Annotated in this window: 19 protein-coding genes; all 19 read right to left on the minus strand. The window is 30.9% G+C overall.

The genetic code is table 11. The annotated features are described in order from the left end of the window. Positions 1 to 385 precede the first annotated feature (385 nt). Positions 386 to 1,066, minus strand: a complete 681-nt coding sequence (locus GIY83_RS03625; RefSeq protein ID WP_208684776.1) for a M48 family metallopeptidase — start codon at positions 1,064 to 1,066, stop codon at positions 386 to 388. Between the two features lie 6 nt (positions 1,067 to 1,072). Further along, entirely contained in the window at positions 1,073 to 4,411 is a 3,339-nt protein-coding gene (locus GIY83_RS03630) for a type I restriction endonuclease subunit R (RefSeq protein WP_208684778.1), read from the minus strand. A 1-nt stretch (position 4,412) separates the two neighbouring features. Further along, on the minus strand, positions 4,413 to 5,840 hold the full coding sequence (locus GIY83_RS03635) for a restriction endonuclease (RefSeq protein ID WP_208684780.1): 1,428 nt from the start codon (positions 5,838 to 5,840) through the stop codon (positions 4,413 to 4,415). Between the two features lie 2 nt (positions 5,841 to 5,842). Beyond that, positions 5,843 to 7,507, minus strand: coding sequence for an McrB family protein (locus GIY83_RS03640; RefSeq protein WP_208684782.1), 1,665 nt, complete (start codon positions 7,505 to 7,507; stop codon positions 5,843 to 5,845). Between the two features lie 5 nt (positions 7,508 to 7,512). Beyond that, positions 7,513 to 8,922, minus strand: coding sequence for a hypothetical protein (locus GIY83_RS03645; RefSeq protein ID WP_208684784.1), 1,410 nt, complete (start codon positions 8,920 to 8,922; stop codon positions 7,513 to 7,515). 2 nt (positions 8,923 to 8,924) lie between these two features. Next, positions 8,925 to 9,938: a DUF6602 domain-containing protein gene (locus tag GIY83_RS03650; RefSeq protein ID WP_208684786.1), complete on the minus strand. Its 1,014-nt coding sequence runs from the start codon at positions 9,936 to 9,938 to the stop codon at positions 8,925 to 8,927. 10 nt (positions 9,939 to 9,948) lie between these two features. Further along, positions 9,949 to 10,863: a hypothetical protein gene (locus GIY83_RS03655; RefSeq protein WP_208684788.1), complete on the minus strand. Its 915-nt coding sequence runs from the start codon at positions 10,861 to 10,863 to the stop codon at positions 9,949 to 9,951. Positions 10,864 to 10,875: 12 nt separating this feature from the next. After that, a complete protein-coding gene (locus GIY83_RS03660) occupies positions 10,876 to 12,168 on the minus strand; it encodes a restriction endonuclease subunit S (RefSeq protein WP_208684790.1) in 1,293 nt (430 codons plus the stop codon). Beyond that, positions 12,158 to 14,722 carry a type I restriction-modification system subunit M gene (locus GIY83_RS03665; RefSeq protein ID WP_208684792.1) on the minus strand — a complete coding sequence of 855 codons (2,565 nt, stop codon included), beginning with the start codon at positions 14,720 to 14,722 and terminating at the stop codon, positions 12,158 to 12,160. Before GIY83_RS03665 ends, GIY83_RS03660 begins: the two co-directional genes overlap by 11 nt. A gap of 348 nt (positions 14,723 to 15,070) precedes the next feature. Further along, the gene (locus tag GIY83_RS03670) at positions 15,071 to 15,661 is read right to left on the minus strand and encodes a hypothetical protein (RefSeq protein WP_208684794.1); all 591 of its coding nucleotides are present in this window, start codon (positions 15,659 to 15,661) and stop codon (positions 15,071 to 15,073) included. Positions 15,662 to 15,834: 173 nt separating this feature from the next. Further along, positions 15,835 to 16,509 (minus strand): hypothetical protein, encoded by a 675-nt coding sequence (locus GIY83_RS03675; protein ID WP_208684796.1) that lies wholly within the window; start codon positions 16,507 to 16,509, stop codon positions 15,835 to 15,837. Positions 16,510 to 16,694: 185 nt separating this feature from the next. After that, positions 16,695 to 17,066, minus strand: a complete 372-nt coding sequence (locus GIY83_RS03680; protein ID WP_208684798.1) for a hypothetical protein — start codon at positions 17,064 to 17,066, stop codon at positions 16,695 to 16,697. 13 nt (positions 17,067 to 17,079) lie between these two features. Beyond that, positions 17,080 to 17,463 carry a hypothetical protein gene (locus GIY83_RS03685; RefSeq protein ID WP_208684800.1) on the minus strand — a complete coding sequence of 128 codons (384 nt, stop codon included), beginning with the start codon at positions 17,461 to 17,463 and terminating at the stop codon, positions 17,080 to 17,082. A 291-nt stretch (positions 17,464 to 17,754) separates the two neighbouring features. Then, a complete protein-coding gene (locus tag GIY83_RS03690) occupies positions 17,755 to 18,360 on the minus strand; it encodes a hypothetical protein (RefSeq protein WP_208684802.1) in 606 nt (201 codons plus the stop codon). 2 nt (positions 18,361 to 18,362) lie between these two features. Then, the gene (locus GIY83_RS03695; protein WP_208684804.1) at positions 18,363 to 19,340 is read right to left on the minus strand and encodes a hypothetical protein; all 978 of its coding nucleotides are present in this window, start codon (positions 19,338 to 19,340) and stop codon (positions 18,363 to 18,365) included. Between the two features lie 346 nt (positions 19,341 to 19,686). Next, positions 19,687 to 19,989 (minus strand): hypothetical protein, encoded by a 303-nt coding sequence (locus GIY83_RS03700; protein WP_208684806.1) that lies wholly within the window; start codon positions 19,987 to 19,989, stop codon positions 19,687 to 19,689. Positions 19,990 to 20,440: 451 nt separating this feature from the next. Next, the gene (locus GIY83_RS03705) at positions 20,441 to 21,286 is read right to left on the minus strand and encodes a hypothetical protein (protein ID WP_208684808.1); all 846 of its coding nucleotides are present in this window, start codon (positions 21,284 to 21,286) and stop codon (positions 20,441 to 20,443) included. Continuing rightward, positions 21,283 to 22,167, minus strand: a complete 885-nt coding sequence (locus GIY83_RS03710) for an ATP-binding protein (RefSeq protein ID WP_208684810.1) — start codon at positions 22,165 to 22,167, stop codon at positions 21,283 to 21,285. Before GIY83_RS03710 ends, GIY83_RS03705 begins: the two co-directional genes overlap by 4 nt. Beyond that, positions 22,167 to 22,679 carry a hypothetical protein gene (locus GIY83_RS03715; RefSeq protein ID WP_208684812.1) on the minus strand — a complete coding sequence of 171 codons (513 nt, stop codon included), beginning with the start codon at positions 22,677 to 22,679 and terminating at the stop codon, positions 22,167 to 22,169. The genes GIY83_RS03710 and GIY83_RS03715 overlap by 1 nt, the downstream gene beginning before the upstream one ends. Between the last annotated feature and the right edge of the window lies 1 nt (position 22,680).

Below are 22,680 nucleotides of genomic sequence, written 5' to 3' on the forward strand. Positions count from 1 at the left end.
GAACTTTGTGTTATAAAAGGGTTTACCACTTTTTTAGGCTTTTTTTTAAACTTTTAAAATCTTGTTCTTCCTTTGTTTTGGGCCTTCACGGAGAAAGAGGCTCCGCCACTTGTATCGTAAGTACCAGTAAACACTGGGATTCATGTTATGTCAAAGAAAGCAGGGCACTAATAGGGCACTCTTAAAATTCTTGGGTTTTTTAACCTCTGTAAATGTAGGAAAAAAATCTGCATCTATAGTTATAAAAAAATTGTCATTCCGAGAAAAGGTGCATTGGATTTTAAAAAATGAAGAGTATAATTATTTAAAGCAACATAGCCGTTTAATGGAATCCATATTACGTAGATTTTTTTGTTTTCTTTTAAAAGATTGCTGACTTCTGTGTTTATAAATCCATTCCAGCACCATTTCTTTTCAACCAATTGACTTGCTCGTTATAGTTTGGCATTACTTTATCTAATTCATTCCAAAAAGAAGTATTGTGATTAGGATGAATTAAATGAGTCAATTCATGAGCGACAATATAATTCAAAACATCTATAGGAGCCATTGCACATTTCCAGTGAAAATTTACATTTCCTTTTACACTGCAGGATGCCCATCGATTCTGTAATTCCATTATCTTAATTTCTTTAATATTTACACCTAACTGACCTTTATATCGTTTTATAATTGGTTTTAATTTTTCATTGAGCTTTTCTTTGTAAAAGTTAATAAACATATTTCGCGCTTGGTTTTTATCTGAATACGACAAATGAAAATATCCTTTATTGAAAATCAATGTTTCAAGTTTTTCCTCTACAAATTGTAATCTGTAATTTCTACCTAAGTAAAGAAAGGATTGTCCATTAACATATTCTCTTTCGACTTTAGTTTGATTTAACTGAGACCATTGCGCTAAATTTTTATGAATTTGGTATTCCTTTGACTGGAGTACTTTTTGGATTTCCTCTTCAGTAATTGTTTCAGGGATACGCGCTGAAACACTTCCATCTCTCTCAATATGGATACTAACAGTCTTTCTATTGCTTCGGATTAATTCTATTTCTAATTCTGAAAGTCGCATACCCTTTTATTTTGTCAGTTCAATATGCCTTCTCTTGGCAAGATTCATTATTTCTATGCTTAATCTTTCTTTTGTTGCCGATAAGGTGTCAATTCCTGAAAAGTCGAACATATCATCGATTTCACCTTGAAGTTTTCTTATTTCAGCCTCCCTTTCTTTCCAGAAGTTAGGTTTGTTAATTGCCTCTTGAAGTTTTTTAACTAATTCTCCTACTAGCTCGATTATAATTGTATTATCTTCTTCATCTGGCTTTTCATCTCCATAGACATTCATAACGATCAAATCATAGAATGGTAGCTCTTGTTTGTTTAAACCAAATTCTGAATCGTATTGTCTACCTATTTCAATTTCTATTTTGAGTTTGTTAAATTCATCGAAAATTTGTTCCCAATTTCCTTTATAACGTTCCATAATTTGATTTATTCTCTCAATAAAACGCATATATAAAGCTGGATCTTTATCTATATTGACTTTTATGTGTCGTCTTATGGCATGTTCCATTTCAGAAGCTTTTGATTTTGTACTTCCAGAATTTTGAACTTCTTTCTGAAATTCGTCAGACAGCAAACTTACAGGAGGTATTTTACTATTAATGCCCAATGTTTCCAAATATTTATCAATGATTTTTCTAACTTTTGGTTTTGCCCATTTCAAATCCAGTGTTGGGTCTTTGTAACGATTTCGGATTCTCATTAATAAATACCCAAAACGTTTAGCAGGAATATAGTATTGTTTTGCCACTTCACTATTAAATAGCAAATCTAAGCTGTCAAAAAACGATTTTAAATAGGTATCAAACTGCGCTCTGAAAGGAATAGCTTCTGCTAATTCGATACATTGCTCCGCAAGTTTGAATTCAGCATCCTTATCTCTAATTGTTTGTTCTGCAAATCCTTTGAAGTCTTTTATTCCTTTATCTTCAAACAGCTGAATCATTCGATTGTACCTTGCTTCCAAAACTGGAATCTCTTTATTAATATCTCTTAAATAGTTTAACAATTCTTTGATATCCTCCTCATTTTCAGCTCCCCAAATTTTTAAGGCATCTTTTAAGTGATTTGATACACCATAATAATCTACCAGTATCCCGTATTCCTTTTCTCCTTTGGTTCTGTTTACACGTGCAATGGCTTGTAATAAATCGTGTTCACGAATACTCTTGTCTAAGTACATTACTTGTGCAATAGGAGCATCAAAACCGGTTAATAATCGATCGCATACACATAAAAAAGCATAACCGGTTTCTGGTTTCAAATAATTACCGTTATCATCTATAGTGTAATCAAAATCTTTTTTGAAATTATCTACGGCATTAAATTCTTTAGCTCTTTTTCTAGCAGCACTAATAAAAGCTTCTTCGTTATTATCTTGTTGGGTTACTATTGTTCCTACCTTAAGAAATTCAATTTGCTTTATTAACACCTCATCAATCTCTAACTTGTTTTTTTCAAGTTCTAATCTTTTATCTATGGCTTGTTGAATTAGATATTCATATCGTGCCGCAGCTAAAACAGAATTTGCAACAACCATAGATTTAAAACCATTTGGTAGAATTTCATCAATATAATGATCAACCAAATCAATAGCTATTTTTCGCAATCTATCCATGTTTTCAAGATAGGCTTGCATAGTTCCGTAACGTCTTTGAATTTCTTCTTTTTCTTCCTTGGTTCGTTCTTTAAAGACGTCTTCAAAGGCATGGTCTAGTTCATCACGGTCAATTATTTTGTCAGAAGTAGTTTTACCAATGTATATAATATCTAACGTAGCTCGGTCATCAACCGATTGACGAATTTTATAGGTGTCTATAAATTCACCTTTTCCGCCAAAGCGTTCGTGTGTTTTTTGCTTGTGACGGTCCGTTAAGAGTGGTGTTCCCGTAAATGCAATTTTGGTAGCATTAGGAAAAGCAGTAAATAGATTATCTCCCATATCACCACCTTGTGTTCTGTGCGCTTCATCGATTAGGATTATGATACGATCTGACTTATTTACCACCTCAAACGGTTTGAATTCCGGCACTACACCTTCTTCTACAAAAGCTTTCATTAAGGCTTTGGAGTGTTTTAATTCTTCCTGTACAAACTTATGTACCATCACCATGTTCAAATCAGAACTATTATCACTTAATTTTGGGACTAATTCTTTACGTGAACCTATCACATTTTTTTCTTTGAATTCACCTGTCAGTTTTGCAGTTTTTGACAGTTGGTCTTCTAAGTCTTTACGGTCGACCATCATTATTACTTTATAGTCTCTTAAATCTTTTTGGGAACGCAATTTCCGAACAAAGAATACCATCGTTAATGATTTTCCTGAACCTTGAGTATGCCAAACTACTCCCGAACGTTCTTGCGGGCTTTGTCCTATACGAAGACGATTCAATATTTTTCCAACCGCTCGGTATTGCTGGTAGCGACAAATCACTTTAACCTCGACCCCTTGTTTAATTTCCATGAAAAGAGTAAAATGACACAATACATCAAGCAGAATTTCTTTGTTGAGCATCCCTTGAATCACTACTTCTTGTCTTACATCTGGTTTTTTATGTAAACCATTGTTTTGATAACGAACTTTTTCTTCATCACTATAGGTTTTAATTTCTATTGATTTATAATTCTCTGGGAATATATCTTTCCAGTTTAAGTAGTATTCATAACCTCCTGTAATAGTACCAAAGCGGGCTTCTTCGCCATGGGTTGCAATGGAAAATAGGTTGTAATGAAATAATTTCTCTTCACCTTCTTTTATTCCAAAGTCATCATCTCTAGTATTTGAATATCTTTCTATTTGGTTAATTGCTTCCGAAATAGGATCACTTACATCTACATCTTTACATTCAATTACTATAACAGGTAAACCATTTATAAAAAGTACAATATCCGGTATTATACCTTCTCTTGGACCTCCAGGAGTAACAACTCTGAACTGATTTATAGCGGTAAATGTATTGTTCTCCCAATTTTCAAAATCGATGAGTTTAATGGCTATATTTTTCTCACCAGTAGTTTCATTTTCCGATAATGTTGTTTTAGTTTTTCCAGTTAGTTTTTCAAAAACAGCTTTATTCACTTCCAACAATGAGCGATTGCTTTTTTCTAATTCAGTTACTTCCTGAAACAACTCTTCTAGTTGCTTATCTGTTAACCATTCGGCTCCATTAGAAGCATTTATTTTACTTACAGCAGTCTTAAAACGTCCTTTAAGTGTTACTTCTCTAAAAGAGCTTCGCAAACTTTTAGAAGGATCTTGGGGAATACCAAAACCACCCTGGTCAATTACTTCCCAGTTAAGTTGCTTTAGTTTTTCTAGAAATGGTTTTTCTACGTTTTTATATTCTGCCATGCTATTTTAAGACTTTATAAATTATTTCTTCAACAAATGAATTAGTGTTTTCTTGAAATTTTTCTTGAAATTTTTCGTCTTTATCATAGGGTATTTTTAAAAATATAATATAAAACGATATTTCAATTCCCATAATATTTAATTTTTCTTCTAAATGGTTGCTTTGAAATTGTTTGTTCGAATCAAATTCCGATTCTGCGATTGGATAAACAAAACCACAACTTTTGATGTTTTTAACATTACCATATTGACCAACATAAGTATGAATTTGGAATAAATCATCTCTACTAACCCCAAATCTAAAATCAAAAGCTTTGTATTTTACATCAAAAACATGAAAACTATCATTATGTTCCATTACTATATCTGGAATCAATTTTCTTTTATAAGAACTGATCCCTGTTGGAATTTGGAATCTTTTTTCAAATTTACTTTCAAGTTTAATTCCGTTTTTATTCAATTGTTTTCTAATGAAGTATTCAAATAACATTGAGATATCAAAGAAAAAGGCACTGTTGTCGGAAATCTCGCCAAAATCTGAAAGTTTATCTCTCAGAATTAGCTTAGATAAATCAATCACATCATTATAATCATTGTAAAAAGGATTTGAAAAATGAGAGGTATTGTATAAATCTACTCGTTTGGAATTACATCCATTAGTTGCAATTAACAATGCATTTTTTATTGGATGTAAATCCGTGATAAATTCATTCCCCTTTAGTTTTTTAAATACTTCCGCAATTATTCTAGTTGTTGGATTGTCATAACTGTGTTCTCTATATTTACAGTTGTACTTTCCTTCATGACCATTTATAAAATATCCAATAGGATCTATTTGGCCTCTAACTTTATTAAATCGTTCATTTTTAGAAATATAACTTTTAGGCAAACCTAATCGGTAGGCCTTTTTTAGCTTTATTTTCCATAAATAAATTAGAAGCCATTCATATCCTTTAGAAGCGTTTGAACCTCCATGATTTTCTAATTCAAGAAATCCATCTGCATCAGCAATAATCTGTTTCAAAAAATTGTCTCCAAAACGAGAGCTTATTTTCAAAGCGTAATCTCCGTTTTTAATATACCCAATTAAATTTCCTGTTTTTAAAGTAAAATCCATACAATTAATACCAGCAATATCAATGAATTTATCATTAGTATTGTGCTCATAATCTTTACTATTGAACAATACTAAGGCAGTATTTTCATTATTTTGTAATGCTTCGTTAATTTTGCGATTGGTATTATTAAGGAATTTCCAAAGGGCAGATTCATCATTTGATGGATTTTTCCATTGACTTCCTTGTCGTCTTAATAATGATATAGGCTCTTTTAAACGATGATTTACAAAAACACCGTTATTTGTTTGATAGGTTTGATTATCTACCAAAGTATTATCTTTTATAATATTAAAAAGCCACTTTTCTTTCATAATTAAAGCCCAAACTTTTTAGAAAATGTATTATCAACAAGATCTTCTCTTCCCGTTCCTCTTAAATATTCTTCTAATAAAGGCGCAATGCTATCTTTCCAAACTATTCTTCTTATTTCACTTGCCGATTGGTTAATTGAATATGGTAAATCCCATAAGTAAGCATGACCAATACGGTAATCTTTACCTAGTAAAGGTTGTTTGGCAATTTCTTCATTTAATGATCCTAAATTATCTGCTAAAACTGTCCAAACTTTATTTTTTTTGCTAAAATGATATTTTAAAAGCGATATGTCAGGTTCTACTTCTTCCCATTTGAACCTTCTTCTTAGGGCAAAGTCAAAACTTTCAACACTTCTATCAATAGTGTTCATTGTAGCTAAAATGTAAACATTGTGAGGAATGAAAAATTGAAATCCACTTCCTAATTTAATCATTCCCGTGTCGTTATTATTCAATTGAGCGTATTGTGTTTTTACGGCTCCTTTAATCCCTCTATATTCTAAACAAAGCATTAGTTCTCCAAACACTCTACTTAATTCAGCTCTGTTAATTTCATCAATAATCATGAAATAAGGTGGGACTGCATCTGCAAGTTTTTTCGTTTTGTCTTTATAATCAAAGATATACTTCCAATAATCATTATTCAACTCCTTTTTATAGTCTTCTAAGTCTTGTATAGTAATGGTTGTCCAATCTTTTTCTAAATTTAATAAAGCCACATCTACTTCCCATTTACCGGCTACGATGCAAAATGATTTAAAAATACCATTTTCAAGACTTAACTGTGCTTGTTTATTACTATCTAAAATAGGACGTAGTCCTTCCATGAAATCTTCGTAGGTGTATGAAGGATGAAATTGTATGGTTTCTACTAAATCATTGAAATCAATGTCTTCCTGTTCAGCAAATTCACTTTTCCAAATATTAAATTGTAGTTGGCTGGTTTGTTTTGCAGTATAGGTTTTACCTGTTCCAGGTGCACCATATTTTACAATTTGCTTTTTTAAACTAAATGGGTTTGATAGATTAACTAATATTTCCCAGCAAAATAATCCAATCCAATATGGGTCAATATTTGCTATATTATTTAATTGGGCATTGAATTGTTGAATTACAAATAGGTTTTTGCTATACCAATCTTGATTACTTGTATTAGGATAATCATCGATTAATTTTTCTCTTTGCAACCAATAAAAGACTTGATTAAATTTATCCTCATCGACTGTTGTTGATACATCTGTGTTACAGGCCGCTAATACTCTATTGATAAGCACCGGATTGAAGCCTACATTTTGATCTCTCCAAAAATTCTGTAAATCTATGTAGGTAGTTAGTGAAGGTGATTTAATTATATTTGAAATTATTGTATCAAAGTTTGGAGCACTTTTAAATTTTCCTAGGTTTTCCCAACTCAATACGGATTGTCCTCTAGATGAGACTCCATTTGATTTTTCATACAGCAGTTCCTGTATAAATGCATCAAAGTTCTTAAATGAAGTTACAAGATATGATGAATCATCTCTTAATGTTTTACCATTTTCTAAATTAACTTTAATTTTTTGAATATCATTTACAATCCTTTTGTATTCGTTATGCCAACCATTTAATTGGTGTTTGCGGTTCTGAACTAAATGCGTGTAAATGTTCTCTAGTCTATTGCTCATATTTTTTAGTTCAGATTCTTTACATAAATTTTCCCTTCACCATTTCTATTATCCATAATGAACTCGATTGGAGTTTCAAAAGCATTCTTGATTTTGATTCTTTCCGCAATTAGAGTTGCATTTGAATTTTTATATTTGTCTATTTTTTGAAATTGTTTTTTGATTTCTGCTTTTTTTGCTGTTATCTCAGTTTGATTCAAAAAGCTTTGATCATTATAATGGTTTAATAACGCGGTCACTTCTTGATTAAGACTTTCGGCAGTCCTATTTACTTCGCTTAGTACTGAATCTTTACCTGAATCGAAATTGTAAATAGATTGTTGTAATTGGTCAATTTTGCCGATTCTATTTTGGTCAGGTTTTTTATAGGACAGATTCGCTTTTAACTCAATAAATTGCATATACTGGTATAATTTATCTGAATGCAATGAAGCTTCCAGTATAAAGAAAAATTTACTCTCATTCAGTTTTTGAACCATTTTACTGGCTTTTTTGCCTGAATTTTCAAAGAAATTACCAATTTCATTTATAACCCCATCAGCTCCTGTTTTTTTATAAAGACTACCTATTTCTCTTTTAACTTCATTGAATAATATAGTACTTTCAATTTTCAATTTTTCGGCAGAACTGATATCTGCAGGGCTATCATATTTAGCAGCATTATCTCCTTTCTTTTCAGGAAATAAGGATTCTTTAAGCTGTTGATGAGCCGATAAGAGATACTCGTAGCGAATTACTGCCAATTCCATTTTGATTTTGTCAATGTTTATAAAATCCTCCGTTGTAAAAAAACTGCTTTTGTCAAATTCAATCAATTTTTCAGTATACGCTCTAATCTTCGCTATTCTTTCGTTATGATGGTTTTGCAACAATTGATTAATTCCCTGTTGGATAACTGTTAATTGTTTTGTCATACCATTGAAATAGTATTGGCCAGTTAGCATGGATGCAAACTGAAAAACAAGTATTGGAGCAAAAACAGCTGTATTTGCAGTGACAAATCCAGCATGACTGCCAAAACTTTTACCATTCAAGGTTATCGAACTTAAAGTACCATTGTTATAAGTCATCAGATTAGCTGGGTTTACTGTAGCTTGATATAATCCTTGAGCCGAATACAAAACGGCACCAGAAGCCATTCCTGCGCCTGTTAACTGCGAAAAGAAATTCGCGTTTTCGTTATTAGGACTTAAAGGTGTCCATCCTTGATCTAATGTAAAATCATTAATTCGATTGAAAACCACTTTGTTTTTATCATTACCAATAATGATTTCATTAAGCTCTTCTATCTTCTGATTATTTTGTGTCACTTGCGGTTTTACTGTTTTATTTGCAGTTAGTAATGCTGTATTTTCATTATCCGATTTTGAAAACAACGCTTTTGCTTTTTGTATGAGTTTTTGAATCCAATTCATTTTTATTTGTCTTTTTTAAGTTCTTTTATTTCTTCAACAGTTTCAAAACTATTATATTTTAATTCAGTTAAAAAATGCTCTTTTTCAACTATTAGAAAATTTTCAAATTTTTTTTCTTTCCTTGTCGATTCATTAAAATGATTAAATCCAGGTTTCATTAGCAAAGGTTGTCTCGTATCATCATAATATAATTTTAAAATGAAGTGAAGAAGGTATTGAAGCGTCAAGTTCATTCGAGGATTTTCATTACCAATTTTATGTTTTATCCACAAGAAAGGCACTCTAAATTTATCTTTTTCAAGTCTATGGTCTGCTCTAAAAAAGCTAAATTCTTCAATTGAACTTATTAATTTAACTATACCATCGACTGGATTTTCTCCTTGAACATCTCTTATTTTTTCAAATATCTTTTTTGAATTTGTTGTGTTTAAATCAAAAGCTGTTTTAAAACCAATTAATGCTGTTATTGGACCTGCAACTCTTTGATTTGCTGGTGCACCTTTGAATTTTTCTCCAATATTTTTATTATAATGATGGCATAATGATGCTGAATATGCTAATGCTTTTAATTCATGTTCAATGTCATCCATGCGCAATTGCTTTTTTACCGATATAATTGCATAAACACCTTCGGGTGGCACAATCGCAAAATCATCAAATTGCTCAAAAACTGGATAATTTCCAATATCATAAACAATTATATCAAGTTGAGGTGAGTGCTTATCAACTTTTTGATCTCTAGCTCTTCTAGTATCATTATCTCCACATAAAGCTGCTGGTCTTATGATAAAACCACTCAATGCTCTTAAATTTTGAGGTAGATGTTTGTTTAAAAAGGAACGAATTACACTTTCTAAAAATCTACCTTCTTCACCAGTATGATCTGAGCCACCTTTAGTTTCTTCTGAACCTTTTTTTAATGATGTGTTTGGTATTAACAACTCAAATCTTTTATAATTGCTCATTAAAGATTGTGCTACATCATCAAAGTATTTTGAAATATTACTTTCTGGCATAATTTAATTTTTATTGTAAATATTCCGTAATTTCATCTCTAACATTTTCTAATATAGCTATATGTCCGTCAATTTCATTAAAATGTGCGTTTGTTATAGTTTCCATATTTACCCATGATGAATTTACTTCATTTGCCACATCTGCAACTTCAATTGCATCTGCATTTATAGGGATAAATTGTTTGCATATTTCTATTGTCGGAAGTACGAAAAGTTCAATTAATTTAGGTCTTATCAATTGTTTATTTTCATCTAATAACTCTGGATTTTCTAGTACAGATTCATTCAACTGAAAAAACTGTCTTGCAAATTCATTTGTACCAAAATTTATTTGAAAACCTCCTTCTACTGGTATTAAATCATCAATATTTCTACTAACAATTTCATGCATCATTTTATACATTAGTTTTCTGTATAAATAGAATCCTTTTTCAAGTTCATTATATCGTAAAATATAATTCCTTACAGAATCTTTTATAGAAAGTTTTATATCATTTAAGCCATATAAAGATCTTAAAAGCTCATTGAATTCATTTATTTGATTTGCATTTTGAAAACCAATATGCTCATAAATGAATTTAGGATTAATAAATTTTAAAAAATCTACATGTAAGTCAGGATAATATTTTAAACTAAAGTTTTGTTTTACTTTATAATCTTCAAGTGCTGTTAATTGATTGCTTATTGCTTCTAAAAGTTGTTCTAAATTAATTTTAAAGAGATTTACTTCAGTTGCAATAAGTTGTTTTTGTTCATCTAACTTATCTTTTTTATCACGTTTATATCCTTTTTCTCCTAGCCAATAAGCCAACCATAAACTTAAGATGGTAAGAACTAAAGTCAGTACATCAAACCAGTTTTGGGAGAAATCCCAAAAACTTTCCGTTTTTTTAGCTTCATTAAAAATTAAATTAAAATCTATCATAATATTGTTCCTTTATATCTTAGCCTCCACATTACCACTCAATAAATCCTGCATCAAACCTGTCTTGATTTGTTGGTATTTTAATAAGGCGGATTTTTCGATTTGGATTTTCTTACCAATAGCGTTTATTTGTTCTACAAATTTATTTTGCTCTTCAACATTAGGAATTGGGATAATTCCTTTATAAATGTGATTTGGCGAAGTATGTCTAACAGTTGTTCCGGTAGCTGTTTTTTTTATATTGTTTTTTGAAAAAGGGGAATTTAAAATAAATAATAAATAATCCCTATTTATCTCATCATTTTTAGTTTCTATTTTTCCAATTCGCTGATTATGTAATACTTGTTCTTTTGATTTTAATTTTACGACATTTCCTAATATGTTCATATCTTGTGTTAAATCAGTCATAACAATTAATAAATCGTCATTTTTAAAAATAAATTCTTCGGGTATTTTTCCAATGTAATATTTTGTGTTTCTTTCTTGAAAATATAAACTTCCATCTACATTAAAATTACCCGGAGTTAAAAGAATATATTTGGATTTTTCATTTGAAAAATATCTTCCCTCAAACGAATATCCATGTTTAATGTGAAGAATGTTGCCAATTTCACTCACTTCCCATTCCTTCGGAATCCATCCCAACTCACTTTCTTTATACAAGTGTTTTGCGTCTTCATATTTAGGGCGGAGTTTACCTGTTGCAATATCAATACCACGAGTAAAAAGGTCGTGCATCAAGCCTTGTTTTATGGCTTGGTATTTAGCAATAGCAGATTCTGTTTTTTCGATTACGGCATCGCAGGCAGATAGTATCTGAGCTATTTTACTTTGTTGGGCGAGGTTTTTTGGTAAACTAATATTAATTTTCCCTAGTTCGCCCAAATAAACACCTCCCTGAGCAGAAGCATTCATTGAACGGATTAAATCTTTTAAAAACCTTTCTGAAGAAATATAATAATAAGCATATTGAGAATTTACTCTTTCATTAAACCTCAATATGCCTACACTACGTTGAAAAGTGAATTTTGTAGAATAATCTCTAAGTATGGCAACGCGACCTATAGTTCCAACTAAAGTTAATAGAACATCATTTTCTTGAAGTTTGTAAGACTTATGAATTTGTAAAAAATCAGCTTCAGAAATTAACCTTGCATCATCAGGAATTAGAATTTTTCCACCAACTATATCTTTTGCACTTAGCATTGGAATACCATTGGAAAAATCTTTATGCGTGCCGTGTGTGCCGTCCTTTATTAAAGAAGTAACTTCATTAATAGGTGATTGTATCCAATTATCCTTCATATCCCAATTCCATTAAAAAGTTATCCAATTGGCTTGCGGCTTGGTCACGCTCGTCTAAAATAGCAGTTAAGGTTTCGCAGTATTTGGTATAGCGGTTTTCTAATTCTTGAATTAAAGCACGTTCGTATCGGTTTACATATTCCATTACAGTAGTGAATAAAATAGTTTTCCATCGCGCCATAATTAAGGTTTTGGCTTCAGAAGGTGTGATTTTCTCGCGAGCTTTTTCTACCAACTCCTCTTTTTTGTCTTTGATTTCTTTTACGATTTTTTTGCAAGCAACCAATTCTATTTCCAAGGCGGTATGTTGTGCTAGTTTGGTTTCGATGGTTGCGACTTGTTCTGTCAGTTCTTTCTTTTTGATTTGCTGTTCCTGCAATTGATCTTTCAATTCTGCAGTTTCCGTATTGGCTTTGATACGAATATTTAGGGCTTTAATTTCTTTGTCGATGCCTTTTATTTCGCCATTGTAACTTTTGATCGCACCTTTGTATTCCTGCAAGGCTTTCTTTGGGAACACTTCAAAGTCTTCCTCGTTGTATTCTTCCTCTTCTAGTTCGTTTACTTCCTTGAATTGGGTTTCGAGTTCGTCACGTCGGGCTTCATTGGCATTCAATTCTTCTAAAATTTCCGGGAACTGAGATTGTAGGATTTCATCAGCAGGAATCAATTCGGCATTCCAGCCACTAGCTGCCACTGATTTTAAATCGCTTTCTAAACTGTCCCAATACGAAGCGAACGCGCCACGGCTTTTGTGCATATCTAAAATTCCCAATGCACTAAAATCAGTAGAAATTGATTTAGAAAAGTCACGATACAATTCAAAAACATTTTGTTTTATAGGCAAAGCTTCAAACTTGTTAAGGTTTTCTTGCCACCAATTCGTCACAGCATTTTCATATTTTTTCAGATTGGCCTTGCTATCGTAATGAGATATTATAAAGTTTTTGATATCTTCTTTTTTGGTAATGGTTTTAGTAAAAGATAAATAGCCTTTTTTTGCCTCATCAAATAATTCTAAACGTACATTCCTATAGTTTTTCCAAAAGGGAATAAGGGCAGCAATTTCACTAAGGGGGATGTCACCATACAGATGCGCCACAATATCTTGCGGTTCAGCAGGTGGGCTGTTATCTACATAACGTCGAATATTGAAATTAAAATCTTCTTTTGCAATTGCATCTTTAGTAATTAACTGCGAATAGCCAGGCGCATTTTCTTTTTTACGGAAGACATAGCTAATTTTAGCAATATCTTCCGGACGAAGTTTGTTTTGATTTTTGCCTTCTTTGTATTCACGATCAGCATTAATAAATAATACTTCTTTTCTTGTTGAAGCATCCTTTTTATTGATGATTAAAACCGATGCAGGAATTCCGGTACCATAAAATAATCCTTGAGGCAAACCAATAACAGACTCCAGATAACCTTTATCCAATAACCATTTACGCATACTGCGCTCTTCAGAAGCACGAAATAAAACACCATGAGGCATAACAACCGCCATTCTTCCGTTGTCTTTCAGCACACTAATCATGTGCTGTACAAACATAAAGTCGGCTTTTTTCTTTTTTGGCATCCAATAATGAAAACGGTCACGGAAGTTTTTAATATCCGAATAATTAGCAGAAAACGGAGGATTAGCTATGACAATATCAAAACGTTTTAATTCACCATTATCAATATGTTGGGGTTCTGCAATGGTATCGCCCTGTAAAATTTCAGCATTAAAGATGTCATGAAAGAGCATATTCATTTTGCATAATGACCAAGTTCCTCCATTCAATTCCTGACCATAAAAATTAAGTCGGGATGCATCACCATAACGTGCCTGTACGTAATTTTTGGCTTCAATTAACATACCACCCGAACCACAAGTTGGATCATAAATGGCAGCTTCTTTATCCGGTTCTAACAAAGTTACCAATAGTTTTACCACTTCGTTTGGCGTATAGAATTCTCCTCCTTTTTTCCCAGCACTGTCGGCAAAGTATTTTATCAGGTACTCATAAGCTGCACCCAACAAATCAGGGAATTCAAAGTTGTCATCCGTTAATTTAACTTTATTGAAATGCATTATAAACTCCACCAGGGTTTCATCAGTAAGTGCATTTTTACTTTTACCAATCGTTTTTAAGAAGTTGACATTCGTTAAAACTCCGGTCAATTTATCAGGATTGCATTCTTCTAGAGCCGCTAGGGCCTTATTGAGATGGTTACCAACATCTTTTTTGAGGTGCTGTATCCCTTCGTCAATATAAACATCAGTATCAAATTTTACTACGTGACTCCATCTTGCAATAGGTGGGACGAAGTATTCATAAGCATTCTGTTTTTCAAGGGCTGATTTAATTTTGTCAGCGGATATTCCTTTTTGTTTTAATTCCTTTTCACGATTAGCTTTGTCAATTTCAAATTTGTCACTCAAACGCTTGAGGAACAACATACCAAAGATATATTCTTTGAATTCTGAAGCATCCATATTTCCTCTTAAAATATCACAGGCATCCATAAGGAAACCTTCAAGCCAGGAAAGGGTCAATTTTTTTTTCATTATTTTTTTAGTGCAATTATTGCGATGGTGAGGATAAGAATTAATCCTATGTGATTGGTGTTTAAATTCAATTGTTTTAGAAGCTTTCGCGCTTCTGATTTTAAATGTAAATCTAAATGTTTTAACCAAAATAACCTATTCAAAAGGTGAATAGATTAAATACTATAAACAAACACTTTATACTTTATTAGAAAAAAAATATTAGTTTTTTTTCTAAATTGAAATCTTAAAAACTTATTTTTTTTAGGATTTAGTGACGGTCTGCCACTTTGAGAAGATGTATGGTTAGTAACCTTTCAATTTAGGCTTTACAGAAAATGTAATGTTGAAACGGCGGTTAGCGGTAGTCTACTTTTCAGAATCCAATTGCGCTTTTAGAAGTTTCAATAACTTATCCACTCTAGTCACATATTTGGCTTCTGCCATCATTGGAATTTTCGTACTATTTTCATCATGATATTGATTTAATTCATTAAGATTTTTAAGCGTTTTAGGAAATGGCTGAATTTGAATTGTTCCTGATCCAAATAACTCATTAATAGCTAGCTCAAGTTCAGAATCTATTGTGTAGCAAGTTTGAATTAAACCAATTGTTTCAAATATATCTTTTTGATAAATAGATGTATCTCTCATCAAGTTAGCTGCTCTATCAAATTCTTTATTAGATTGCTCCAAATCTTTTTCGTCGGAAAGTAAATTAAACTTTGCATAGAAATATTCTGCTGAGAATCGTGTTCCGAGATGAAATATTATTGATTGGGCCCAAATAAACTTGTAAGCGAGCAAACGTGAATAGGCAATTCGCCTATTATCATATTTCTTTTGATTTTTAAAAAGCTTAAAGGAATTTCGGTATGCGAGTATACTTCCAATAATAACTCCCAATAGTGTAAAAAATGCAGTAATTAGGACTTTCCAAATATCGCTGTTAAATTCCATAGGTTTTTTATTTAGAATATTGTCAATTATCTTTACTGCGAATGTTCCACATATTAGCGCATGGCAGAACTTATCGGTTTATAATAAAGATATGTAAATTTCCAGCTGAGTATTTTCCGGCTAAGGAAAATAAAACCAGGGATTGCACAAAAACCGCTGTTGTGTGCAACTTTTTACTTGTCCAGTTTATCAAGAAATTTATTTAACTCTTCGTATGCTAGCAAATATGAACTAAAAATATCTTGATTCAATTCTCCGTAAGCAATTTTTCCTTTTTCGTCTCGATACTCTAAAAGAGTTTTTCCATTTGGATACCAATACATTAAATCGCCATGTGTATATTTATTCCTGTCAAATATAAAATCGTTGAAAGTTTTAGTAACAGATTTTGCATTATATTCTGAAATTACTGTATTCAACCTTTGTAGTTTCTTCGACTTTAGTATGTCACTAAATAAATTTCTATGTCCCATAAAATCCATCTTATCATAACGCTCATCATATTTTGAATATATGTTTTTCAATTCGGGATTAATTTTGTGTTTATTATTAAATGCTCTTAATTTTCCATTTAAAATTTCACCTAATTGGGCACATTTTGACATAATTGTTTTTATAGAGTCAAGTTGAGCAATAACTTCTTTTCCGAAAATTTTATCACCATCTAATGGCATAATAAATTTTCCTTCGGCATTTTTTTCAGTTAAATGCATAAAAAAACTAAAGGGAACGGGAATTTTAAATCCTGATTTAGATTCAGAATACATTTGATGAGAAATTTTGCAAGCCATTCCATTTTCTAAATCAAAATCCAGTATAATTGGACTTAGAATTTCTAATTTTTTCATATTTTCTAATTTAAAGAAGACGCCCTTGAAAATTGTACACAACGTTCTGGTAATGCAGAGGATTTGTGACTAAATTAATTCCACTCTTCAGATTTGCCAAATCATCCCAAATACAAAACCAGTTTTCCATTGAGCCAATTGCCGAAATCCGTTATTCTAGCTATTACCTGTAGTTTTTTATTCGTTTAGTAGCAATAATTACTTACACAAATTTTCCATTCATCTTCATCTTGGTCTTTACCTTTTATGTCGCCATAGGTGTTGGCTATACAACTTTTGTCAACTTCTGTCGCACAGGAAAGATAGTTTGAAACTTTAATTATAGTAGCTTTTCCTTCGCCCCAAAATATTATTGCATAAACAGAATAAGAAGAATATTTATAAGAATTTGTCGCTGTATTTAATTCCGATCCAGATAGAAATGTAACATCAACAGTATATTTTTTTGACCAACCGTCCTGCGTCATATATTTTACGTCACAAGTTTGAACATATTTAGCTTGTGTACTTGTTGTCAAAAGTAAAAACAATGTTGAGAGTAAAATTATTTGTTTCATTATGGGATTTGGTTTAATTGCTGTCTCTTAATTTCCTTTGGCAGTCGTCAAGTTCACTTTCCAAACTTCTAACTTTTCTTTCCAAATACTCTTTTTCACTGTTTAAATCTGCATTGTCGGTTTCTAAGTTGTTATTGTCACTTTCTAAATATGAATTGTCGGAAGATTGATGACTGCTCTGACTTTCATAGTCGTCGTTTTGAGATTTACATTCTTCAAGTTCGTTTTCTAAATCTGTTACGGTATTTTCTAAATCGTTTCTTTTACTTTCGCAATAGTCAAGTTCTGAACGAATTTCTTTTATCTGTTTTTGTTGGTACATATTGAAACCAAGTGATGTTAAAAAAACAAATGAAATTGAAATTAGAATTGCTGCTTTTCTCTTTTTTTGGTTCATAACTATTTAGTTTTAGTCAAACATTAAAAAATGGCAGATTTTCCATTTTAAATTATTTATTTTTAATTGTGTTTACTTGTTTAATTTTTCAATTGGCTCCCCAAATTTTTTATCGAGTTTCTGATCTATCTTGAGTCGTCTGTAAAGTTATAGGTAACGGTCTTGTACTAAACCGGATTTGCCACCCGAGCCTATAGCGAACAGGCGAAGCAAATCATCCCATATACAAAACCAACTTCAAATTAAGCCTAAAACCCGAATTGCTTGTAGCTTGCATTGTAGGCTGGTTTTTTATTTAATTTTACTGAACTCATATAACATAAATTCATATAAATTTGTTACAGCTCGAAATATAAAAAATAGAAAATTTAAAAGATAATTTACTAATAATATACGGTAAGAAATTATAGTAATTAGTAGGAATGTTGTTAAGAAATCAAATTGTTTAATATTTTGTATTATTTCATATTTGGTTAAGTCTAATTCTATTAAACTTGGAAAAAATGAGTTTAGAATAACAAAAAATATTGAAAAAAGTGCAACTAAAATTGAATATGAGAGAGAATACATAAAAAGTTTTAGATAATTTTTTATCTGTTTTCTTTTAGTTTCATCAAGTTTTGTTTCATTTTCTTTTGTTTCTAAATCTTTAAATTTGTCTGGAATTTTAATTAAAACTCCAAACATTAATCCTGAAAAAAGTGATAATAACATTACTATCACTTTGGGGTCTTCCATTAATTTATCTTGATTGATATATACAATTAAACAACTAATAATTGGAATAATTATTTTGACAAAAATGTAAGCATAATTCCATTTTTCTTCCTCACCATTAATATTTGTGTATAATGATTTTTTGGCATTAATTTTTATATTTTTTATGTTTAAAAACATAATTATATTTCTTTTACTTTAGGTTGTTCGGATAATATTCCCTCTAATATTCCATCACAATATTTTTTTAACGCTTCAAAATCAGGAACACCAAATTGACTTATAGGAATTTTTCCTTTTAAATATATTCGAGGCATTATATCACCTGCACCATCCATTTCAAATGTTGCTGTTTTTTTATTGTTTTTTAGAACTACATTTTTTTTATCAAAATTCTCTAACCCAATACCATTAAAGCTTTTTTTCAAAAATGGTTGAACTAATGTATCTAGTAAAGACATTTGTATTTTGCTTTTAACTGGAGTAATTTTTATTTCAATTTTGTAACTTTCGTTTATAGACATAAAACTCGCAGATTTTTCAATTTCCGTAGATAAAACAGTTTCTGTAAATTTCAATTCTTTAACTTTAGCGGAGCTTTTGAATTCATCTTTTATTGATTGTGGAATGAAAACATCATAATTGGGCATATTATAATCTGTTTCATTTTTGTATATTTCTTTAAAAATGAAGCTCATAAATTCTTCTCTAATATTATCTTGTTGATAAATTTGAAACATAATATATCCATTACTGTCATTCAATGGTGCATAAATGTAAAAGAAATATTTGTCATTAATTACGTCACCGTCCAACGAATTTGAATTGGTTTTGTTTTTTAATTTACGTCTAGTTTTTCCTTCGCCCATTTGTCCGCCTTCCAAAACTCCATATATTATATTTTTTGGTGCGCTAAAACTAGTTTGATTATTTTCATTAATTAGTGTAAAAGCTTTGTTTCTTACAACCTTATATTCACTATCTAAAATTGAAATCATATGCTTGAAGAAACTTGAATATAATTTTGTGTTTTCTATATTTGCAGGTTCTTCTGTTCTTTTTATAAATAAATCTCTAAAAGAATTCGTTCCTTTATATGACTTTCTTGGACTTAAATTGAATTTAAAAACTTCTAATCTAACACTTTCGGGTTTATTCATCTTTTAATTTTTTGGTTTATTTTTCGATTTTTGTAGGCGCAATTTTGAGTTAAACTAGCCTACAACTTATTTTATGTATAAAATGGCTTTTACATGTCTTATTTTGCTTGGCTTTGTCCCATAAAATCATATTTTTACTTTGCCAAACCTACAAAACCATTTTATTTTTATTTTACGGTTTTCCATAATCAGTATCATAAAATGAATTGCAAAATAATTCTTTTAATGATGCAAACCATACCGTATAAATACCTGTTTTATTTTTATTGGGCATAAAAGTAAGATGCATACGCATCTTACTTTTACCTCCATTAATAAAAGCTAATGGATCAAAATTATAAACAAATTACCTAAGCAAAGTATTTTTAAATATTACTAAATCTGAATTTTCAATTGAATCATAAATTTTTGCAAAATCTGTAAAGGAAAAACCCATTGTCTCAACTATTAAAAACAGAGTCAATGAATTTGGAATTGATCTCGCATTAAATGTGTCTGAAACTGTAGCTTTTCTAATATATGCAGTCAAGGCTATCTTATTATAGCTTTGAGTTACCGGATCTTCGCCAATACTTTTAAGTAGCCTACGTAGACTAACTGCAATCCTTGTCGGATAAGATTTAAAGTTTAAAAATGAAAATAGGCTCATTTAAGAATTTAAAACAAAACGACTCTTAAGTGCTGTAAAATATAGGATTTTGTAAAGTTGGGAAAGTATTGAAATGTAAAAAGCACCTCATTGAGGTGCTTTCCGCGGAGAAAGAGGTACCGCTAACCATATTTAGATCCCAGCAATTGCTGGTGTTTTCAGCATTTTTTTTAAATTGGTACACCTATAGGTACAGTACAAATTTAACTCTCGTAAGTCAATTGCAAAGATAAAAAATTCGCTATATGATTTGGTAGATTTTATTGTATTTCTATGACTTCATTTAGATAATTTCTTTTTTAGTTATATTATTTGTTTGTACTTACATGTCTCACTCAATGAAAAGTTCATAACGTAAAAAAGCCTCCACTTTTTAGTTGTAATTCCATTTTATTGGAGATCATTACATATTAGGAGATTTGTACCTTCAGACAATTTTTTTAATAAAGCCTTAATCTTTGCTCCACTTCATATTTAAGGCCCATTTAGTATGCTGACCAATATCATAAAGTTTAGTCTTTGTTCTTTTGTCGTGCCCTAAACAATTAATGAGTTCGATATCAGCCCATTTGATATACTCGCTATCACCTTGATTTTTCAAATTTAAAAGTTCTGTGTATTGCTCTTGATTTGGCAAAAGTTCTAGAATATCATACTGCAATATTTCATAACAATCCCAGCCTGGTGTTTTTTTTACAGGAGTAGTTACTCTGCCCAACAGATTATAATTAACATAAGGAAATTTTTCTTTTGATAATAATTTTCCTTTACCTTCAATTAATTCTTCATAGAATTCTCTCCAATGATTTATTTCACGATTTTTACCTTCATTAAACCAGTCTAAAAATTTTATAGCATTTTGAGCTGGAATAAAAATAGCAAAATCATCTTTCATTAGATTTTTATTTGGAAGTTTGAGATCATCAATTGCTTCAAATTTTTCTTTGAGTAGGCTCTGAGTTCCTTTTAGCCGTTTGTATTTCCCGCCTACTAATTGGTAGTGACCATAATTAGAATTTTTCACTAATAAATATTCATCATCTACCTTAATAACGTACAAGTAAGACATTGAAAATCTTATGTTTTCTCTTTTTAAAGCCAAATAATATATCTGTAAAAGTAAAATCAATCTTTTTCGATTAATTATTAAATGTTCAATTAAAAGTTCTAATAAAGTAGCTAAACCAATAATACCAAAAACAACCACATCTTTTTGGTATTCTGAACCAGCCATTTTAAAATAGCCATAAATTATAAAACCTATAGCTATTAATGCTTGAATTATTCTTCTTATCATATTATTTCTGGGCTAGGAGTTATTGATAAAATTACTTCTTTGATGATTTCAAAAGTTAATGGTTTGTTTGGGTATGCCTTAGCAATAGCTTCTGGTAAGACTTTTAACCTTATGTCAGAAAATGAATAGCCTATCTTATCGATACCTTTTTTTAAAGACAATTCTGCTAACTCATTTAATTGCTCTACAGTAAAAGTAATTCCTTTTAAACTCTTTTGATAAAGTTCAATGCACTCCTCTTTTGTTGGTCTATTAAATTCAAGCACAACAGCTGCACGTCGTAAAATTGCTTCATCTATAAAATGAAGTCGATTGGTGGACATAAAAATAATGGCACGACCGTTTAATTCTCTAATTTCATCAATTTTTTGAATTAATGTATTGACTGCGGCTTTTTCTTCTTGGTGCATTTGACTTGTCGATCTTGTGGTTGCAATTGCATCTGCTTCATCTATTAGTAAAAAAGCAATTCTTTTTTTGCCAGCTTGTTCTTTAAGCTGTGAAAATGCATCATTAACCAATTTACCCATTTCTCCATGTAAGCCTTCACCACGAACACGAGTGCTTAACTTTAGAAAAAAACCTTCTTTGCCTAATTCACGAGTCATTCTGTCTGCAATTGAAATAGCAGATATAGTTTTACCAGTACCAGCATCACCTGCGAGAATGATGAGGGGGTATTTATCTTTTAACTGTTGAATTATTGGTAGTTCCACCTTATGATGCTGTTTACTCCAATTCGTGAGGCTTCCTTGATCTAAAAGTAATTTCAGGTTATTATAAATCCTTTCGAATTTGTTTTCAAAACCAATTAAGGAATCAGTCTGGGTTTGAACTTCTTTACTAGGAAGTTCCATTATGTTGTCAAATATAGTAGCCATTATTTAAAATTTGTTTTTTGAAGTTCGTATCCTTTATTTGCATATAATTGCGCAGCACCTGAGTTTAGGTGCGAAAATGATGTATCATCAGAAGTTGTAGTCCAGCCGATTTGAAAATAATTATTTGTCTGAAATCCTTTTTTTTGTTGGTCAGTCAAAGAGTGCCATTTGGATGAATAGGAGAGGTATACACTTAAATGTGTATTTACAATATTTTCCCAATCATTATTTTGACCAGGTCGAGCACTATCATTGGCGGTTCCATTTTCACTTATTGCAAACTTGGTTGCTCTTTTTACATGGTTATTTGCATCTTTTAAGGCGATAGAAACTTCATTTAAATATCCATTTTCTGCTAATTTTAAGATATCATGCATTATTTTATCAACATATTCCATAGACCATTTACCTGTTCTTCGTGCAATTGTTCTGATGTCAGCTTCGCAATTTTCAAATGTTTTGCGAATATCTACTACTGTATAGGTATTTGTGTTTGTTCTAGTATTATACATG

The organism is Flavobacterium sp. SLB02 (assembly GCF_009664855.1).
GTDB lineage: Bacteria > Bacteroidota > Bacteroidia > Flavobacteriales > Flavobacteriaceae > Flavobacterium.

Coding starts and splice junctions, on each gene's coding strand:
- GIY83_RS03625 (WP_208684776.1), bottom strand. CDS start 1,066: ATGCGACTTTCAGAATTAGAAATAGAATTAATCCGAAGCAATAGAAAG.
- GIY83_RS03630 (WP_208684778.1), bottom strand. CDS start 4,411: ATGGCAGAATATAAAAACGTAGAAAAACCATTTCTAGAAAAACTAAAG.
- GIY83_RS03635 (WP_208684780.1), bottom strand. CDS start 5,840: ATGAAAGAAAAGTGGCTTTTTAATATTATAAAAGATAATACTTTGGTA.
- GIY83_RS03640 (WP_208684782.1), bottom strand. CDS start 7,507: ATGAGCAATAGACTAGAGAACATTTACACGCATTTAGTTCAGAACCGC.
- GIY83_RS03645 (WP_208684784.1), bottom strand. CDS start 8,922: ATGAATTGGATTCAAAAACTCATACAAAAAGCAAAAGCGTTGTTTTCA.
- GIY83_RS03650 (WP_208684786.1), bottom strand. CDS start 9,938: ATGCCAGAAAGTAATATTTCAAAATACTTTGATGATGTAGCACAATCT.
- GIY83_RS03655 (WP_208684788.1), bottom strand. CDS start 10,863: ATGATAGATTTTAATTTAATTTTTAATGAAGCTAAAAAAACGGAAAGT.
- GIY83_RS03660 (WP_208684790.1), bottom strand. CDS start 12,168: ATGAAGGATAATTGGATACAATCACCTATTAATGAAGTTACTTCTTTA.
- GIY83_RS03665 (WP_208684792.1), bottom strand. CDS start 14,722: ATGAAAAAAAAATTGACCCTTTCCTGGCTTGAAGGTTTCCTTATGGAT.
- GIY83_RS03670 (WP_208684794.1), bottom strand. CDS start 15,661: ATGGAATTTAACAGCGATATTTGGAAAGTCCTAATTACTGCATTTTTT.
- GIY83_RS03675 (WP_208684796.1), bottom strand. CDS start 16,509: ATGAAAAAATTAGAAATTCTAAGTCCAATTATACTGGATTTTGATTTA.
- GIY83_RS03680 (WP_208684798.1), bottom strand. CDS start 17,066: ATGAAACAAATAATTTTACTCTCAACATTGTTTTTACTTTTGACAACA.
- GIY83_RS03685 (WP_208684800.1), bottom strand. CDS start 17,463: ATGAACCAAAAAAAGAGAAAAGCAGCAATTCTAATTTCAATTTCATTT.
- GIY83_RS03690 (WP_208684802.1), bottom strand. CDS start 18,360: ATGTTTTTAAACATAAAAAATATAAAAATTAATGCCAAAAAATCATTA.
- GIY83_RS03695 (WP_208684804.1), bottom strand. CDS start 19,340: ATGAATAAACCCGAAAGTGTTAGATTAGAAGTTTTTAAATTCAATTTA.
- GIY83_RS03700 (WP_208684806.1), bottom strand. CDS start 19,989: ATGAGCCTATTTTCATTTTTAAACTTTAAATCTTATCCGACAAGGATT.
- GIY83_RS03705 (WP_208684808.1), bottom strand. CDS start 21,286: ATGATAAGAAGAATAATTCAAGCATTAATAGCTATAGGTTTTATAATT.
- GIY83_RS03710 (WP_208684810.1), bottom strand. CDS start 22,167: ATGGCTACTATATTTGACAACATAATGGAACTTCCTAGTAAAGAAGTT.
- GIY83_RS03715 (WP_208684812.1), bottom strand. CDS start 22,679: ATGTATAATACTAGAACAAACACAAATACCTATACAGTAGTAGATATT.